Source organism: Pseudoalteromonas sp. JC28, from assembly GCF_013319255.1.
In the GTDB taxonomy this organism is placed as follows: domain Bacteria; phylum Pseudomonadota; class Gammaproteobacteria; order Enterobacterales; family Alteromonadaceae; genus Pseudoalteromonas.
Window position 1 is genome coordinate 348,023 of record NZ_QOKX01000003.1, and the last position, 17,575, is coordinate 365,597.

11 protein-coding genes and 1 pseudogene are annotated in these 17,575 nt (G+C 45.6%); 2 read left to right on the top strand and 10 right to left on the bottom strand.

What is annotated here, in order from left to right; genetic code table 11:
* Nucleotides 1-7: 7 nt before the first annotated feature.
* On the top strand, nucleotides 8-550 hold the full coding sequence (locus tag DS891_RS09245; protein WP_174169615.1) for a peroxiredoxin-like family protein: 543 nt from the start codon (nucleotides 8-10) through the stop codon (nucleotides 548-550).
* 8 nt (nucleotides 551-558) lie between these two features.
* Nucleotides 559-921, top strand: a complete 363-nt coding sequence (locus tag DS891_RS09250; protein WP_174169616.1) for a cupin domain-containing protein — start codon at nucleotides 559-561, stop codon at nucleotides 919-921.
* A 631-nt stretch (nucleotides 922-1,552) separates the two neighbouring features.
* Here DS891_RS09250 and DS891_RS09255 read toward each other — a convergent pair.
* The 10 genes and pseudogenes from DS891_RS09255 to DS891_RS09300 all read right to left on the bottom strand — a co-directional run bounded on the left by DS891_RS09255 (nucleotide 1,553) and on the right by DS891_RS09300 (nucleotide 17,539).
* Nucleotides 1,553-2,134, bottom strand: coding sequence for an NAD(P)H-dependent oxidoreductase (locus DS891_RS09255; protein ID WP_174169617.1), 582 nt, complete (start codon nucleotides 2,132-2,134; stop codon nucleotides 1,553-1,555).
* Between the two features lie 570 nt (nucleotides 2,135-2,704).
* Nucleotides 2,705-3,220 (bottom strand): hypothetical protein, encoded by a 516-nt coding sequence (locus tag DS891_RS09260; RefSeq protein WP_088532828.1) that lies wholly within the window; start codon nucleotides 3,218-3,220, stop codon nucleotides 2,705-2,707.
* Nucleotides 3,221-3,329: 109 nt separating this feature from the next.
* The gene (locus DS891_RS09265; RefSeq protein WP_174169618.1) at nucleotides 3,330-6,002 is read right to left on the bottom strand and encodes a TonB-dependent receptor; all 2,673 of its coding nucleotides are present in this window, start codon (nucleotides 6,000-6,002) and stop codon (nucleotides 3,330-3,332) included.
* A gap of 74 nt (nucleotides 6,003-6,076) precedes the next feature.
* Nucleotides 6,077-7,120, bottom strand: a complete 1,044-nt coding sequence (locus DS891_RS09270; protein ID WP_174169619.1) for a FecR domain-containing protein — start codon at nucleotides 7,118-7,120, stop codon at nucleotides 6,077-6,079.
* 23 nt (nucleotides 7,121-7,143) lie between these two features.
* Complete coding sequence (locus DS891_RS09275; RefSeq protein ID WP_174169620.1) at nucleotides 7,144-7,719, bottom strand: RNA polymerase sigma factor; 576 nt, start codon at nucleotides 7,717-7,719, stop codon at nucleotides 7,144-7,146.
* 87 nt (nucleotides 7,720-7,806) lie between these two features.
* The gene (locus DS891_RS09280; protein ID WP_174169621.1) at nucleotides 7,807-10,551 is read right to left on the bottom strand and encodes a family 20 glycosylhydrolase; all 2,745 of its coding nucleotides are present in this window, start codon (nucleotides 10,549-10,551) and stop codon (nucleotides 7,807-7,809) included.
* Nucleotides 10,552-10,693: 142 nt separating this feature from the next.
* Nucleotides 10,694-12,979 (bottom strand): beta-N-acetylhexosaminidase, encoded by a 2,286-nt coding sequence (locus DS891_RS09285; protein ID WP_174169622.1) that lies wholly within the window; start codon nucleotides 12,977-12,979, stop codon nucleotides 10,694-10,696.
* Between the two features lie 86 nt (nucleotides 12,980-13,065).
* Nucleotides 13,066-15,588: pseudogene (locus DS891_RS09290) on the bottom strand (TonB-dependent receptor).
* Between the two features lie 99 nt (nucleotides 15,589-15,687).
* Nucleotides 15,688-16,584, bottom strand: a complete 897-nt coding sequence (locus tag DS891_RS09295; protein WP_174169623.1) for an AraC family transcriptional regulator — start codon at nucleotides 16,582-16,584, stop codon at nucleotides 15,688-15,690.
* 19 nt (nucleotides 16,585-16,603) lie between these two features.
* On the bottom strand, nucleotides 16,604-17,539 hold the full coding sequence (locus DS891_RS09300) for an alpha/beta hydrolase (RefSeq protein WP_174169624.1): 936 nt from the start codon (nucleotides 17,537-17,539) through the stop codon (nucleotides 16,604-16,606).
* Nucleotides 17,540-17,575 lie beyond the last annotated feature (36 nt).

The following is a 17,575-nucleotide window of genomic DNA, read 5'->3' on the forward strand; positions in this document are numbered from 1 at the left end:
AACAGTCATGAGCATTGATTATACCAATAAGCTTCATGCAGGTTCAGACTTTCCTGCAATTGAAACCACACTTCTAAATGGTGATATTAAAAAGTTGTCTACGCTTGAAAATGGTTTGGATTGGAAGATGGTTGTTGTTTACCGAGGGCAGCATTGCCCACTTTGTACTCGCTACTTAAACCAGTTAGAAAGTGCGAAAGACCAACTCGCTCAAACAGGCGTAGATTTGATAGCCGTTTCTGGTGACAGTAAAGAACAACTCGAAAGTCATATGGAAAGACTTAATGTGACTTTCCCTATCGCATACGGTCTTACTGTTGAACAAATGCAAGAACTTGGGTTGTTTATATCAGCTCCAAGATCGCCTGAAGAAACTGATCATCCATTTGCTGAGCCGGGGCTATTTGTTGTCAATAATGAAGGAAAAGTTCACGTAGTAGATATTTCAAACAACCCGTTTGTAAGACCTGAACTTCAGTCATTGATTAGTGGCTTAGGTTGGATACGAAATCCTGCAAACAACTACCCTATTCGTGGTATGCATAAATAGGAATTCCTATGAAAAAGGTTGTATTTACTGCTGTTACTTCAGTCCTATTGTTTGGAAATGCGTTTGCACAAGACACGAAGGTCGAGGCTGCACACATTGCATCTCCAAACCAATATCAACTACTGCTAGAGAACGAAGAGGTTACCGTACTTAAAATGACACTCAAACCAGGGGAACAGGATAACTGGCATAAACACAAGGCTGAGACTGTTTACTTCGAAAAAGGTGGCAAGGCGACGATAACAACGAATGAAAAAGACATAACCTTGGAGATCCCGGATGGCTACGTGATGTGGCATGACCAATGGGAACATCAAGTTAAAAATGTTGGTGATACAACAATCACTGCAATTATCGTGGAGAAGAAATAATCATGTCAAAGACACAAATCAACATTGATATCGTTTCTGATGTGGTTTGTCCTTAGCGTGTAATTTACTATGGTCGCTTAAAAGCAAATCGCTGACACCCACCACTAATTACTATAGTGATGGGGGTCACTTATTTTCTCTTGCTCCCGATAAGGGGGAGGAGTCCATACATCTCCCACAAAGCTATCCGCACAGCTAATTAGGAGGCTATGCTGATAGTTTTTGAAACCCTTGCAAATAGCTTCATCGTAAAAAGCGTATAAGATCTCACAAGCAACTTATTCCCCCCCTCCATCACACCCGAAAAGCATAAGCTGATATGCAATGTGCCGACAGGATGTCGGCCAAGTCTTGTCTGGCATCATGGACGTGCCTTACAAGACGGTTGCACTATATCGGCTTAGGATTTGAGGATTGAGTGTGATGCTGGGGCGACGTTTTCTTGGTTCGTTCTTTTTCGTCGTTTAAAAAGAATGAACGAGAAGCGCATGGATGCGCTTTGATATTAGCCAAGGAGGGTATGCTTGATTAGGGCTGCAAATCGCTGACACCTACCACTAATTATTATAGTAATGGGTGTCACTTGGCTTCTCTTAGAGCTGTTCCGTAGCACCTTGTTAAAGCTGTGTGTTCAGAAACTTGCTTTTATCTTTTGTACAAACTGTTCCACTTTTTGTTTTGATACATTTTCACTTTTATACAAAGATAAATACTTAAAACTACACTTGGGAACACACGCTCCAAGCAAAGCTATTTTGAGTACACGCTTAACAGGCTTCCAAAGTACAAAAGTGTCCACCCACCAAGGGGAGCCTAGCGTCGTCACGACTTTAACTTCTGTTAGTTTACTCAGTCGTGGCTTAATCGCCCCCAAGTCTTTGTCGTGGTCATATGCATGTCCGGGAGCCCAAACTCTGTCAAACCAACCTTTTAAAATAGCAGGGAAACCGAACCACCATGTTGGAAAAACCAACACCAAAGACTCTGCTTCTGTAAGAAGTGCAATATCCTGTTGAACTAAACTGCTATCAAATGAATTATCATAGTAACTCTGCCGCTCTTTGTGTGTTAGAGCAGGCTCAAATTCACGGTGATATAGGTCTAATATAGTTATGTCGTACTCTTTTGATTCGAGGTGTTCAACAACCTGAGAACATAAGTAATGACACAAACTATCTCTAACTGGATGTGCCACTACAACCAAACATTTCATGAAACTCCTCCTTTAATTCACGCCTGCTTAAAAGGCAGACAACGCTACTACTTACTTTCCGCTTCACAAAAAACCAACGCATGATAAAAATGCTACGCGTTTGCTATCCCTCTCGAAGCGTTTTTAGCTTTCAAAGCTTTGCTTAAACACACCATTTTTAGGTCTGCACGATCATTTAAATCAGCTCTAAGCCCGCCAAAATATAGGTCATTGCTAATAGTGAAGGGTGTCACTTATTTTTTCCTACAACAAAGAGATGCTCGCTAATAAGCCAACGCATAGCTTGACAAGGTAAATTTAGAAAGTACGCTGCACCATTAAATTTTGACGCCACTAACGTCCGCCGATGACTTTCAAGGTGGTAAATCGGGCTGTGTCTAAGTAAATTCATCATTTTTGTCGGATGGCGTCACCCTACAAAGTTTCATGTTCACGCCTTGAAGATCCAAGTTTGGCACAGAGCCGACCGTCTGTTCCTCGCTTTCAGCAGCCATAGTCCCTTCAAAACGGCATGATTAAATATCAGCAACGACTATTAAACCCACTATCGCCTTGAGTTATTGCAAACCACTACACCTCACTCAAATACTGGATCATCCGTCCTGAGCGTTTCTCTTCTTTAAAGTCACAACTGGTTAAACGATATTGAACGAAGTTGTCTGTTAAGCAGCGGGTGTCGTGGATATCGCCGGGTAGAAACACTCGGCAATCGCCGGCTTTGAGCGTGTCTGTTCCTCGGGATACAAGGTGAGTTTCGCCGCTTGCTGTGGTGACGGGTTTGTAAGTTGTCATTTCCATTTCGCCGGATTGCACGGCATAAAATACCCAACCGGCGCCATGATCATGGGGCGGGCGGTACGTGCCCTTTTCTTCGGCATGGACTAGCAGCATAAAACCATGGTCAGGGTCTTGGTAGAGTGTTTTTGATGCTAGTCTTTCACGCATAATGCTCGCAAGCCAAGGCTCGTGCGGTGGAGACTGAGTAAGTTCGCTTAACAATTCACGTACAGTTACTGTGGTGCTTGAATTTAGCCCGCTCCAGTTGGCTTTTATGTCATTGACGATTTTATCTAAGCTATTTTGCATTGCCTCTGCCTCTTATCGTTTGTTCACTGTCATTCGGTTAAGAGGAGCATACAACTTCAAGTTCACTTTAAGTCAAGGAATAGAATTGCTCGAATAATAACGGTTTTGTTTAAAACTGATAACTTAACGAAAGTTTGATGGTGCGACCAAAAATGGGTCTAGCGTAAAAGATGGCCTCTTGGTGGCTTAAATCATCCCTAGGATTGCCTTCTGTTAGCCCCAAAGCATTGGTGAGGTTTTTAACCTCAAGCTGTGCGCTGATCTGTTCATTAATTGCCAACTCGGTAAATAAGTCCCATGTTTGATAGGCTGGTAAGGCAAACCGATTGGCGATATCCGAATAGCGCTTACCAACATACGACCAGGTGATAGCCGCGGTAATAGGTCCTGCTTTGTATTCCGGCGTCAGTCGTAGTTGTAACTCCGGCGTTCGCGTTATTTGATTGCCATTAAATTCGCTTTGTGGCAATTGCTTAGGAATGCCGTAAAACCCAGCGTCTTGCCACACACCTATCGCTCTAAACTGCAAGGCCGGACTATATTGATAGTCAAATTCGAACTCCAACCCTCGTGTTTGGGTATTGATTGAAACGGCTTGTTGAGTCGTAGCCGCACCGCGATACACCGTGAGCGGGAGCGGATCAAATTTGGTCTCAAATAACGCGCCACTAAACTGCCAATCAGCGGTTTGATAACGCAGTCCAACTTCACCTAACGCCAAGCGAATAGGTTGGCCAAAGTCTTGTTGTACGCGCTCCTCTTCACTTTTGGCCCACCCGCGGCCATTGCCGTAATTAATGAGCCGTGGCATTTCAAAGGCGTCGGAATAACGTGCAAATATCGCCATAGCGTCGCCAATTTGGTAATTTGCGCCAATACTGAGCGCATTTTGCGTAAATGAATCACGTAAAGTGGCAGCCGGGAGATAGTGATAATAAGCGGCTTTTGATGAGTTCGTGTACGACTTTCCCCCTTCAAGTAGCGTGCTGGTGAGATTCAGATGTTCATTACGAAGTGCCAAATCAACTCTAAGGTTTTCAGTGAGCTGCCAGTCAATATTGGCATACAGCGAATGTGATTGAGACAAGCCGCTACCGCTTAAATAAACGGGACCGGCGTAAGATAAAAAACCTTGCTCGGTAAAATTGGCAATCACATTTTCTTGCCCATCAACCAGTACGATGTCCAGCCGTTCTGGTTGATGCTTTACATCCGTTAGTAACGCGCCAAGCCATTTATCTAGTGGTAACTCGTCGAAATCACTTCGAGCGTAAATATGGCCGAGGGTCAGTGACCACTGCGCGTCGAGATAGTCCACACTAAAATGATTTACCAGCTGCTGTTGCCTGTAACGTGAATATAAAGGATAACTAGCGGTCACGAGACCATTACCATTAAGGGTTGCAGGGTTGGCAACTAAGGTGTTATCTGAATAACGTAAGTATCGAGGGCGCAATGCGCTATTTGCAAAGTGGCGTTTAAATTCGGTGATATCAGCGTGTTGTAATCGGCTTGTGGCGTCGACTATGGTTTGGTTGCCCAAATTCATTAAGGTATACAAATCATTGTTTAGGCTTGAAAATCGCGTACGATTGCTCAGGTTAACGTGTTCAAAAAGCGGCGTATTAAATAGTAAAGTGTAGCTATTTAGGCGTGTTTGCTGAGCGTCTTCTAGGTCACGCGGCACGCGTCCTTCTGGAGTGAAGAAGGTGAGCGACCTGAGATCGTCGCTCAGTAGGGTTCCATCGTCATAAGGCAGGCTCGCCAGCTCTCGAATTTCGCCGCTATTTTGCATCACTAAAGGCGCGTAAAAGCTGGTTTTATCGTTTAAATGTTTATAGCTAAAATCAAGCTCAAATGCATCGGTTAACCAGCTCAGGCGCGCACTCAACTGTCCCCCTAAATCGCTTTGATAGCCCGGCTCCCGAATACCGTCGGAAGTACGATAAAACCCGCCTACCGTATAAAACCATTCATCATTCAACGCTCCGCTAAATACGCCATCAAAGCGGGTGTAGTCATAGCTCAATCCCTGACTCACTTTCACTAAATTAAAAGGATTTTCTGAGCCTCGCCTGCCGATATAGTTCACCATTGCCGCAGGCCCGTTCACCGTAAAAATACCGCTACTGCCGCCACGCACCGCTTCAATGGCTTGATGGGTTAAGTCTGGACGTAAAAAAAAGTCCCCCCAAATACCGTCATAGGTCACGGGCAACCCATCTTCCATCAGGCTGATAAATCTAAACCCCTCGCCGCCTCTAAGCCCCCTTGGCGCAACGTTATTGTTAGTTTCACCACCCGAGTCTTCAACCCAAAAACCGGTGATATTTTTAAGCGCTTCTGCACTGGAATATGGTGTTTGTTTTTCAAGTTGTAGGCTTGCAAGCTGAGTGATTGAAATAGACGAGTTTAAAATGCTACGGTTTTTGCCGCTTACACCCGTTACGATAATGCGCTCAAAGTGTTGTGCAGAATCAAGTTTTTTAGGAGTCACAAAAATACGCTGCTGCTCTGGGTCTAGGGAAAAGTTGTAGGCGGCTTGTTGAAAGCTGGTAAGCAAGACTTGTTCGAGGGTGTAGCGGCCAGTTATCTGCTCAACGCTAATGTTATCTGGAATTTCGGCTGCACTTAACTGCCAGCCACTTTGCGCAGCAATATCGAGTAAACGCTGCTGCAAAGTCGCTTTAGGCAAGTTAAATTGATGATCCGTGGTAGCAAATGCAACGCCACCAAACCATATTAACCACGCTAACAGCGGGATTAATAGCTTGAATAACATAGTTTAAATCAATGTATTTATTATTGTATAAACTTTGTACCACTTATATTGTGACTTTGCTATGACACTTTTAGCTAATTTGCGATTAGGGTGTATTCCTCGCCTTTTTGCATCACAGTGATCGGATAAATTTTTTCTAAACTATTGAGCCAATCGCCTATTTCAGTGGTTAAAAAGGTGCCGTTGTAGGTCAGTTTTGCTAGGCGTTGATCGCTTAACTTCACTTTGATTTCGCTATATCGCGACACATCATTAAGCACATTGCCTAGTTCTGCGTTTTGATACACTAAGTAGCCTTTTTGCCACGCCATGGTCAACGCTTCACCTTGGGCTTTACTACGGGTAACTTCGCCTTGCTGCGTGACTTCTACCGCTTGCCCTTGGGTCAATTTGATTGCTTGTTGCTGAGTCACAGCCACACGGCCCTCAAGCACATCGACTCTAATTGAAGCCGGATTGGCGCGAACATTAAATACTGTGCCTAGCGCCTCAACTTGGCTGTTTTGGTAGCGCACGATAAACGGGCGCTGCTTGTCTTTACTCACGCTAAACAGCGCCTCACCTTGGTACAACAGTAGTTCTCTTGAAGTGTTGCTGTAGCGAACAGCCAATTGGCTATTGGCCCCTAAATCAACCTGACTATTATCATCAAGCGTAATGGTGCGATGCTCATTGACCTTGGTTTGAAAGAACTCGCTGTACACTGTATCGACAGGGGCTGGCTTAGCAATGGCAACAGGTGCTTGCTGTAGTGGCTGCTCTGGTGCCATAAAAGTCACCAAACCAACCAGCAGCAAAGTCGCGGCAATCGCAAGATACCAAGACTGAGCGCGGCGTTTGGATTGTGGTTTAATGACTGTTGCAGCCGTGGCGTTTTGTGCATCCTGCTGTGCAAACTGCTGAGTAACATAGTCATCGTCAAGTTGGGCTGAAAGCGTCCAAAGCTCCAACATTTTGTTGAACACATCACTGTGTAGCGGATCTTCAGCTAGCCAAGCGTTTAGCGGCTGTGGATATTGAGTGCTGTCATGAGGTGAGATCTGCTGCTCGTCTAAGACTAATAACCAATCAGCGGCTTGTTCTTCAATTATTGCTAAATCGTCAAATAATGGAGTCATGTTTATATCCTTAACACTCATGATCAAAGCTCATGCTGTAACTGCTGGTAGCAATGACGAACTGCACGTAATACATATTTTCTTACCATACTTGGGGATATCTGTAAGGTCAAAGCTATCTCCTCATAGCTTTGACCTCGTATTTTATACAATAAAAAAGCCAGCCTACATTTGTCGGGTAAGCTTGCGAGAGACTTTTCCATTTCTTTAAGTAGCTCTTGGTTGTGGTGGTTTTGTTCAGGGTTAGCACTTGCGTAAGGTTGTGGCATTTGATCGCTATCGTGCTCACGGTCATCAAACGGGCTACGCGCTTTACGCCGCAGCTTATCAATGGCCAAATTGGTTGCAATTTTATACAAGTACGCGGCGATATAGTTGCTGACATTATCCTGCTCAAGTCCAAGCAATTTCACAAACGCCTCTTGGGCAACGTCTTCCGCCTCACGTTTGTCTAACCCTTTGCCCATAATGTGGCGGATCAGCTTTTGCTGTTGTTTTAAAAACAACTCCTCTACCTGTTGACGACGTGCAAGGTCGTCGTTTGCAGCTACCTTAGTGGTATCGACTGCTTTACGCTTAAAAGATAATAACGGTGGCATGAATACGCATCCTACTCTTCCATTTGTGTTAGCGTGCAGCGAACCCATAAATTAATAGGTTCGCTGGCGTTGCTTAAACCAATTTGCTTAATTAACCGTTGCGACTCGGCTTACCTTGCCCGAATCACTCACCGTTCTGAGTTGTACTTTAGATGACGCGGTCAATGTCACAGGCCCTTCATAGCGATGCCATGTTACGCCTTGGTCAATCGAATACTCCGTAGCCATGCCAACAAACCGGGTATTGACGATTAACTTACCACCTTCAATCGCGCCTCCAGGTAATGGAATACGATAATTTACCCCGACCTGCTGTGGTATTTGAGCATTAATATCGACCACTTGGTAATAGTCCAATAGTGGTAGAGCGTATTGTCCTAAAGTGTTGGTAAAGGTGTGCCAAGCCTCGGTAGTCGCTGCGCCTTGCGCTGGCATATCTTGCACCCATGCACGCTCAGCGGCCCCCAGTAATTTCGGGAAAGTCATATAATCAAGAATTTCTGGTGACTTTTGGTTTTCGCCAAAAAGTTGCGCCTGAATACCTTGAACATTTTGTTTACCCGCTTCGCTCAGTAACACCCATTTCGGGTCCCACGGTACTGGGTTGCCCAGCTTGTCATGCTCGGCGTTAGCGTAGATATTAAACGGACGATATTCAAACGCCTTTTTGGTATCTGTGTAACCTGCCCAGTGATAGCCAATTTCATCAGGATGTTTGTTATACGCAAGGTCAAGATACAAGTTTGTCGCATGGGCCAGCACGACTTTATGACCTTGGTTCGCAAACTTGTAGGCCTGATGCTCATTGCCCCAACCCCACACGTTATTCCAAAACACGGGGAATATCTCACCGTAACTTACATTACCCGTACCATTGTGCGATAACACATCGCCCCAAGTTGCCATATCAAAACCATGCTGATTGACTATCTGTTTCCAGCGTAAAAAGAAGTAGTCAAACAACTCTGCATCGGTTTTGCCCGCCGTAGCTGGGTTTTGATCGACCGCTGGAGATTGCGCCCACCATTCATTCGGGCCTAAATGCGGCAGCTCGTCACCACCGCCATGCAGCCGAGTCAATGTTGCATCGGGCACGGCATCATAAATGGCGCGTGTTTCTTTCACCACATGGTTGAGGAAAGTAAAGGTGCTCTCAAGCGCTGGGTTAATAAAGTTGTCGGTATAAAATTGTGGGGTGTAATACTGCGACTGGTCGAGCGGATCAATCAACCTAAAACGATTTGCTTCAGCTGGGTCGCTATCTTTGTATTTGTTGTAGCGATACTCCATCGCTTTGATTGCTGCGCGCGCATGGGCTGGAAAATCATATTCGATGATCACATCAATATGACGGTCAGCGGCATACTGAAGAATTTCTTTAAAATCATTCACCGTGTAGTAGCCCCAGCCTTTACCGAGAAAGTTTTGCTGAGCAATTTCAAAGCCCTGATAACTAGGCGCGGTGCCTAAGTTTGCTGCGGTTTCATCCGTGGGCTTATTTTCAATCCCATCTCCTGGTGCAAAACCATTGGCAGCTCCCATAAACGTATGCAGCATCGTGCTTTCGCTCAGGTCATATCCCCGCTTTGCCCCAAACTCGGTGAGTTCAGGAATACCCGGTATTTCTAGTCGCCAACCTTCATCGTTGGCAAGGTTAATTTCAAATTTGTTTAACTTGTAAAATGCCATCAAGTCCAACAACTTAAATACCGTTTCTTTGCTTTGGAAATTACGCGACACATCCAGCATCATGCCTCGATATTCAAACCGTGGTGCATCCAAAATAGTGCTAGCGGGTAGTACGGCATTGTCGGACAAAGTGGCTGAGTTTTTAGCCGTTTTATACACAGCGGTGGGGATCATTTGACGAAGTGTTTGAATACCATAAAACACCCCTTGGGCGTCACTTCCAGTAATGGTGATCCCCGAAAATGCATCGACCTCAAGCTTATAACCACTTGCGTCCGGCTGATTGTCTTGATTGGTATCGAGATTTGGGTCTAGCTGCAACTTGATAAGGTTCGGGCCATTTTGCACGGTGCTATTAATCGCAAATGTGCCACTCAGAATATCGCGCAGTGCCGTTTGTAAGAAGGTGGCTTCTTTAGCCAGTGAAGCTGGCGCTGAAATACTGGTTAATTGGCTCATCAAAGTTAAGAATTCATCATTCGGTGTGACCACTGAATGGGGCTGCGGAACCAAGCGATTTTTCAGCGGCAATGCCATGTGCGTCACGCTGTTTTCGGCGAATCGGATGGCGGACGTTTGCACCGGCATATTATCGTTAACCGCTTGCTTTGTTTGTTTTGGATCGCTAGGGTCCATCATCACATCCACCAGCACAGCTTGAGGCGCTTGATTATTGTAGCTAATGTGAAAACCCGACGGTGAGTCGTTTTTCAGCATTTGCCAATACTGTGCAACGATTTCAATAGTACGAGATTCACCCGGTTGAATGGGGGCAAAACCCGCTGTGGGCTTAAGCACAAAGTAATCACCACTTTTTGCGTCATCGGCATTTTCTAAACTTAGATTCTGTGCGGCGATATGCTGGCGCGCATACTGACCATTTGGATCTGAGCCTGGTAGTACGCTTGCAGGCGGCCTTACCGAGCTAAAATAAAGCGCCCAGCCAGACTCACCCAATGGCTCAAGACCATTATTAGTAATCGTCAGACTGCCAAGAAAGATATTCTCTCCAATGCCATGATCCACGACTTGCCAGCGTAATGCTAAGTTATCTGGGTGAGGATGTGCGACGCTATAGTGGCTCGCAGTCAACAAGGCTAAGCCTGACAGTGAGGCAGTAATTATCTGTTTTTTTGCAAACATGTTGGCTCCTAAAATATTGTTATTGTTCGGATAGAGCGCGTACTGCTGCCACTCTATCTATGTAAACGTTTGAGCCGAGGAAGTTGGGAATGGAATCATAAATAATGCCCTAATTACGTATTTAGTATTAGGGCTGGTGTGATTAATATACCGCTATTTCATCGATATACAGGGGAAGTTTGGGGATTTGAATATCGTCAGATTGCTTACTATTAATGGCCACCACCTTTAAAAAGCGCACACTTACAGGAGCAAACGACAACACCGACATGGGCCCACGCGGATTATTAACCTCAGCTAACGTTTGCCACTGCTGTTTATCACTTGAACCCAGCACTTGAATATGTGTTGGCGGGTGCAGTTGTCTGTGTCGCCCGCTGTCAAAGCCCAGCTTAACCTGCTGCACTTGCGTTGACGCATCTAAGTCAATAACCGCCTCAAGATCGGTATCGTAAAAAATCGCATAATCATCAACGCTGTAAAATTGATCATAAGCAAATTGACCATCCTGCAGCTTAGTCGCAGAGCCTTCGGCGGCTAGCGAGGCAAGCGTTATTTCTTTTCCAAGCGCTAAATGAGGTGAAAGGGTTAAACGCGCATCGCCTACCAATTGCCCCAAATCGCTTACATAACTGCGGGCACGAAGCTGCGTTTCGTCAGTTATCACTAGTGGCTTTTGATATTGCTGCGATTGTAGCGTTGGCTCGCTGCCGTCTAAGGTATAGTAAATAGCCGTGTCGGCAATTTCAGAGGTGATGGTGGCGACGAGCCGCTGCCCGTTAACCTCGCTTGAAATAATAGGCTTATGGCTACTATAAGCGGTATTGAGGTGCATCTGCTGGTAGCGTTTTAAAAGCGCGGGTAAACGATATTGGCTGTAATCAGACCACGACTTTTGTGCTTTATCCGACCACAATGTTTCGGCCAGCGCACTCAAGCGCGGAAAAAGCATATACTCAGCATGACGAGGGGTTTTTATATATTCAGTCCAAAGTGCACCTTGCGCACCAATAATAAAGGCTTGTTGCTCAGCGCCTAAGTGGCTGGGCTGTGGCTCATATTGATAAACGTTTTTTAGACTTGAAAGCCCGTGGATGGCTTTGGGCTCGTCAAGATTGCGCGATTGATAGGCATCAAAATAAATATATTGATAAGGACTCATGATCACCTGATGGCCCATTTTTGCAGCTTGGATGCCTCCTTCCGTGCCCCGCCAAGACATGATCACGGCGTCATCCGCCACCCCTCCTTCTAATATTTCATCCCAACCAATTACCGTTTTGCCAAGATTTTGGACGATTTTAGCGACCCGTTTAATAAAATAGCTTTGCACTTGCTCAGGTGTGGTTAACTGATGCTGTTGCATCAACTTTTTCACCTCGGGGCTTTCTAACCACTGCTTTTTTATCACCTCATCGCCACCAATGTGGATATATTGGCTCGGAAATAGCTCGGCAACCTCTTTGTATACAACACCAAGAAACGCAAACACGTCTTCACGGGGACAAAGCACATCTTCAAAAATCCCAAACTGCGGCTGCACCTTTACTGCGCGCTGGTGGCAAGATAACTCGGGATATGCGGCAAGCATCGCACTGCTATGCCCCGGAATATCGATTTCAGGGATCACTTCAATATGTCGCGCCTGCGCGTACTCAATCACTTCCTTAATTTGCGCCTTGGTATAAAAGCCCGATACCGTTTTATTATCAAACAATGGTTGATAATCATAGGTATGGCCAACCACGGTATGAGGCCGTGTTGCCCCAATCTCGGTTAGTTTAGGGTACGCATCAATGGCGATTCGCCAGCCTTGATCATCGGTTAGGTGCCACTGAAAGACATTGAATTTATGCATCGCCAGCCAATCGATATAACGCTTCACGAACGCCACATCGAAAAAGTGCCGACTTACATCTAAATGCATGCCACGGTATGAGAATCGGGGCTGATCTTTTATTTCTACCGCAGGTATTGCCCAATTCGCCTGATTGACGGGCATACGCGACTCTATCTCAGAAGGGAGTAATTGTCGCAGTGACTGCATCCCCCAAAATAATCCGGTCGCAGTATTCGCTTGTATTTCAACCCCTTCAGGCGTCACGCTCAGCGCATATCCCTCTTGAGATAGCGGTATATCGACAATCTTAAAGGCAATACTATTTTTAGTTGTGCTATCAGCCTGAGACACTGGCAACTGATAGCCCGTAGGCGAGCGTAAAAAGGTCGCTAATTGCTGCGCAACGCTTTGAGCTTGCTGCTGGTTAAAGGTAATTTTACTGTCATGGGTAAGGTTAAAGTGACCATTACCAACACTAGCACTCAGTGGTTTTGGGGTGATCTGTAGCGCTGCACAAAGTGGTGTGAGCAACAAAGAAAACAGTAATAAACTGCTTTGCAAAAATGTATAAAAGACACTCTGGTTCATAAATAACTTCCTGAGAAAAGCCCGCTTTTAGCGGGCTTGAGTGAACTAATGAGCACTGGGCAGTGTGCAAATTAGCAAGGGAAATACTAGAAATTAAGCGTCAGCGAGGCGCTGATGGTGCGCCCTAAGATCGGCCGAGCATAGTAATAGTCGTATCCTGCTTGAACATCGTTAATGGCCCGCGGGTTTCCTTCGGTTAACCCGAGCTCATCACTAATATTTGTCGCTTTCACATGCAGCGCAACCGCGTCGGTAAAGCGATAATTCACCCCCATATCGATTGTGGTGTAGGCAGGGAGCTCAAACTTATTCTCCCCATCTGAGTAACGCTCCCCTAAATGGTGAATAGTTAAATAGATATCACCATCGTCAAAGTAGTAGGTTGGCGTTAACCTAAGCTGCACTTTGGGTGTGCGCTTCACTTGCTTGCCTTCCCAATGTGCAAATGCTCCGGTAAATCCTTCCATTTTTGGGTCTTGCAACACGCCAGTCAGCTCAAGCTGTAAATTGTCATGCGCCTGCCACACTGTTTCAAACTCAAGACCATCGGTGACAGTGTCTATCGTTTAATTCGCCACTTCACCATCGCTGCCGGTAAAATTACGTTCCACTAAGTCATTAAATTTAGTTCTAAACAAGGTCAGTGATGCGCCAATTGAATCACCAGCATAGCGAACACCCAACTCGCTAAAGGTTAGATTAACGCTGTCATTAAAGTCGGCATCAACCCCTGAGTGAATATTCTGACCGAAGCTCATTAACCTTGGCATTTCGAAGGCGTCGGCATAACGACCAAATACTGACACATCATCCGAGAAGGTATAATTGAATCCCACCGTCCATGCGGTTTCGGTTTCGCTACGAGTTTTTGACAGGAATTTGTGTGACGGCATATCGACGTAATTGTTGGCAAGATTGTTATCTATGTCATTACCAGCGCTGTCAAAAGCGCCCGCAACAGGCTGTGCAAATGTGGTTGCGGAGGCGGTGCTATCTAGCTCCAACCACTCAATCCGTACACCACCGTCAATACGAAGGTTATCGGTTGCTTGATATTGTTCATTAATAAATAAAGAGTTGGAAGTACTGGTACCAAAAGCGGTTGCCTGACCCCAGCCAGGAGCATAACCTGTTGAGCCGTGCTCGGTTAGTTGACCAACCACTTGCTGATTACTGTTAACTGCAACAATATCGAGTAATCGAGCATTGTCTTTTACTTCCGTTAAAAACTGCGATTCCCATTTATCAACTGGCAAGGAATCCGCATCTACATAGGCAAATAACCACCCGATGGTCAGCGTGTGCTGATCACCTTCATAGGTAAAATTGAGCTTATTAACAAATTGCTCAGCATCGTAGCGCGAGTAAAGCGGGTAGCTTGTGGTGACTAAGCCGTTTCCGTTTAAATTGCTAACATCTGTCAGTATTTCACCACTATCGACGTATCGATACCGTGCGGCAACGGCGCCATCACTGGCAAACTGGTCCAGCATATTTTGCACATCTTGCTGTCCAAGTCGGGTATTGGCATTGACGAGTGTCGAGTTATCGAAGTTAAGCAAAATATACATGTCGTTTTCAAACTGTGAGTAACGGCCAGCGGTATTTAGCAGCCAACGGTCGCTTAACTCCCAATCTAAGTGATAGCCCAGCGTACTAAACTTGGTATGCTGCCCATCTTTAAGGTCTCGTGTTTTATAGCTGCCATCAGGCTGTAAATAGTGTAAAAAGCGCTGACCATTACCAATCAAGGTGCCATGCTGTGGGTCAACACCAGCAATGCCTTTAGGGTCGCTTTGATCTCTAAGCGGAATAGGCACAAAGAAAGTGGTATGGTCATTGAGGTGTTTGGCAGACAGCGTGAGTTGGCCTTTGTCGAACTCACGCACTAAATTGAGTCGAAGTTGGCCGCCGTGATCTGCGGTAAACTCTGTGTCTCTTACGCCATCAGAACGACGATAAGAGCCACCGATCGACATTTTCCAGTTGTCACTAATGGGCGTGCCATAAAAAAACTCGCCGCGATACATGCCGTAATCGGCAGCGGTTAAGCGGATCGTTGCTTCTTCAATGTCATCCGGTTTACGGGTAATAAAGTTTACTAACGCCGCAGGGCCATTGGTAGTAAGTAGACCTGAGGTGCCCCCACGAACCGCTTCCATATGTTCAATCGTAATATCTTGACGCTGATAAAAATCAACCCAAACGCCGTCGTACACCACAGGTAGCCCGTCTTCTTCAACGCCGATGTAACGGAAACCTTCACCGCCACGTAGTCCTCTAGGCGCAACATTATTGTTGGTTTCACCACCTGAATCTTCAACCCAAAAGCCTGGCACGCTTTCCAGTAGATCCGCCGTACCTAGCGGTGCTTCTCGCGCCAACTGCTCAGCGTTTAATGTGGTCACTGAGACCGATGATTCCAATTTAGTCTGGCCGCGCCCACCGCTGCCAGTCACGACAATTCGCTCAAGGTCGAGTAGTTTCTTTTTTTCTGTAGTTTCTTGCGTCTCTTTCGCTTGTGCAACCGCAGTGTGCGAACCCAATAACGCGCCACTGATAGCAAGCGCAATAAGATGTTTGTTATAACGAGATGTATTATTGCTCATGGTATTCCCTTCATTCTTGTTGTTGGCAGAGCAAGTGAGTGAAGCTCTGTAAATCTATAAACGAACGAAGGGAAAGTTTTAGGAATATTTTTATTAAACTTAGCTCAATTTAAGTCTTTGAATGTCTTTTTGCGGTGGTAATCCAAATAATCGACTGTACTCACGGCTGAACTGCGACGGGCTCTCATAACCCACCACACCACTAGCTTGGTTGGCATCTAAACCATTAATCAACATTTGCTCTCGCGCTTCTTGTAAACGCAGGGTCTTAAGATACTGTAATGGGCTTGTGCCTGTGGTACTTTTGAAATGCTGCCGAAAAGAAGACGCACTCATGTGCACTCGCTCTGCCAGTTCATTGATTTCAATTGGTCGCATAAAGTTGGTTTTAAGCCAGCTCACAGCTTTTACAATTTGACTGCTTGCAGACCCCTCAAAAGCCAACCGAGTTAAGATCTCAGCATGCGGCCCCTGTAGCAATCTAATGACGATTTCCTTTTCAATAAGCGGCGCTAAGCTATCTCTTAAATTTGCGTCGTACTCAAGAGAAAATAATCGAGACAATGCATCGGTTAAGCCTGCATCAATATGATGTATTGAGATAGATTTGGAGACTGACTGCTTTGCGGGCTTACTTAAGTTGAGCTCCGCCGCAGTTTGCAAAATAAGGTTGTAATCGAGTTTAACAAGCATACCAACAAAGGGGTGATGGCGAGAGGCTTCGGTCACATGAGAAATGAGCGGTAAATCAAACGTCGTCAGCATAGCTTGGCCTGCGGAGCAAAACAAAATTTCGTTATCTATCGAGATTTGCTTTGTACCTTGAAGCACCACCGCCAAACTCAACGTATAAATACAATGTAATGGCTCTGTTGGGGCACTGCGAATATGCATGGAGAGCTTTTGTACTTGGCTCTCATGATCTCCGGACTTTTTACAACACAGCAGTACACACTGTGCCAGTGGCTTCACGAGTTCACGATAATCCTCAACCATTTAACCTCCCCCTTAGTGCTTACACATGCTTAGCTAAAAATGGAATAATTTGCTCCACGGCTAACGCAACGGCTTCTGGATGATCATAAAGATCGTAATGAGACCACTCTGATAATTCAACCAATTGCCTGTCTGCCGAAGCAAATGACTTCCCGTATATTGCCTTACCATCACGGTAAGCGCCAAACGCACCTACCTTTTGGCCAACAATGGCCATCATAGGCTGTGTCATCAACGTTTCAGCATATGCGAACGCGTCCCAACTTAAAATTTTGTTCGCGTGCGAAAACAACATCCGCGTTGCACCGCCCTCAGCTTGGCCTCGTTTTGTTTTGTAATACTCGGTCGCTTCAAAAACATCACGCTCCGTTAAGCCGTTTTGTTTAGCAAATTCTAGGCTTGGCGGTAGCAGCTCATTTACTTGCCCTTCAGCCCCCAATGCTTCCGCGGTACGCTGCTGTGATATCGCCTCAAGCGTACCTAAAGGATTAAATTCAGAGAAATCTTCACGGAATAAACGACCAAGGTTAACGGGCGTCACGCCGATCGTGGCTTTTATCCTTTTCTCTGTAAGCGCTGAATTAAATACATAACCACCGCCGCCACAGATCCCAAGTGAAGCAATACGGTTTGCATCCACGAAATCTAAGGTAACAAGATAATCTATTGCATGGCTAATATCTTCAACTCGCTGATGCGGATCTTCCTTGTATCGCGGTAGCCCTCCCGAACGACCCTGAAAGCTGGCATCGTAAGCAATAACCACATAGCCAGCATCGGCCAGTGCTCGTCCGTAGATAGCACTCGACGTTTGCTCTTTACAGCTACCAAACGGATGTACTGACACTACCGCTGGGTATTTGTTCAAGGGATTAAAGTCATCTGGGGTTAGCATCAGTGCGGCGATATCCCAAGCCATGTCTTTATTTCTAAACGTAATTTCTTGCTGAACCATTGTTATCTCCAACTCCAAGTAACGAGTGGTAATTAC

Bases quoted from the DNA above. Each gene is read 5' to 3' on its own strand.
- DS891_RS09245 (WP_174169615.1), top strand. From the start codon at position 8: ATGAGCATTGATTATACCAATAAGCTTCATGCAGGTTCAGACTTTCCT.
- DS891_RS09250 (WP_174169616.1), top strand. From the start codon at position 559: ATGAAAAAGGTTGTATTTACTGCTGTTACTTCAGTCCTATTGTTTGGA.
- DS891_RS09255 (WP_174169617.1), bottom strand. From the start codon at position 2,134: ATGAAATGTTTGGTTGTAGTGGCACATCCAGTTAGAGATAGTTTGTGT.
- DS891_RS09260 (WP_088532828.1), bottom strand. From the start codon at position 3,220: ATGCAAAATAGCTTAGATAAAATCGTCAATGACATAAAAGCCAACTGG.
- DS891_RS09265 (WP_174169618.1), bottom strand. From the start codon at position 6,002: ATGTTATTCAAGCTATTAATCCCGCTGTTAGCGTGGTTAATATGGTTT.
- DS891_RS09270 (WP_174169619.1), bottom strand. From the start codon at position 7,120: ATGACTCCATTATTTGACGATTTAGCAATAATTGAAGAACAAGCCGCT.
- DS891_RS09275 (WP_174169620.1), bottom strand. From the start codon at position 7,719: ATGCCACCGTTATTATCTTTTAAGCGTAAAGCAGTCGATACCACTAAG.
- DS891_RS09280 (WP_174169621.1), bottom strand. From the start codon at position 10,551: ATGTTTGCAAAAAAACAGATAATTACTGCCTCACTGTCAGGCTTAGCC.
- DS891_RS09285 (WP_174169622.1), bottom strand. From the start codon at position 12,979: ATGAACCAGAGTGTCTTTTATACATTTTTGCAAAGCAGTTTATTACTG.
- DS891_RS09295 (WP_174169623.1), bottom strand. From the start codon at position 16,584: ATGGTTGAGGATTATCGTGAACTCGTGAAGCCACTGGCACAGTGTGTA.
- DS891_RS09300 (WP_174169624.1), bottom strand. From the start codon at position 17,539: ATGGTTCAGCAAGAAATTACGTTTAGAAATAAAGACATGGCTTGGGAT.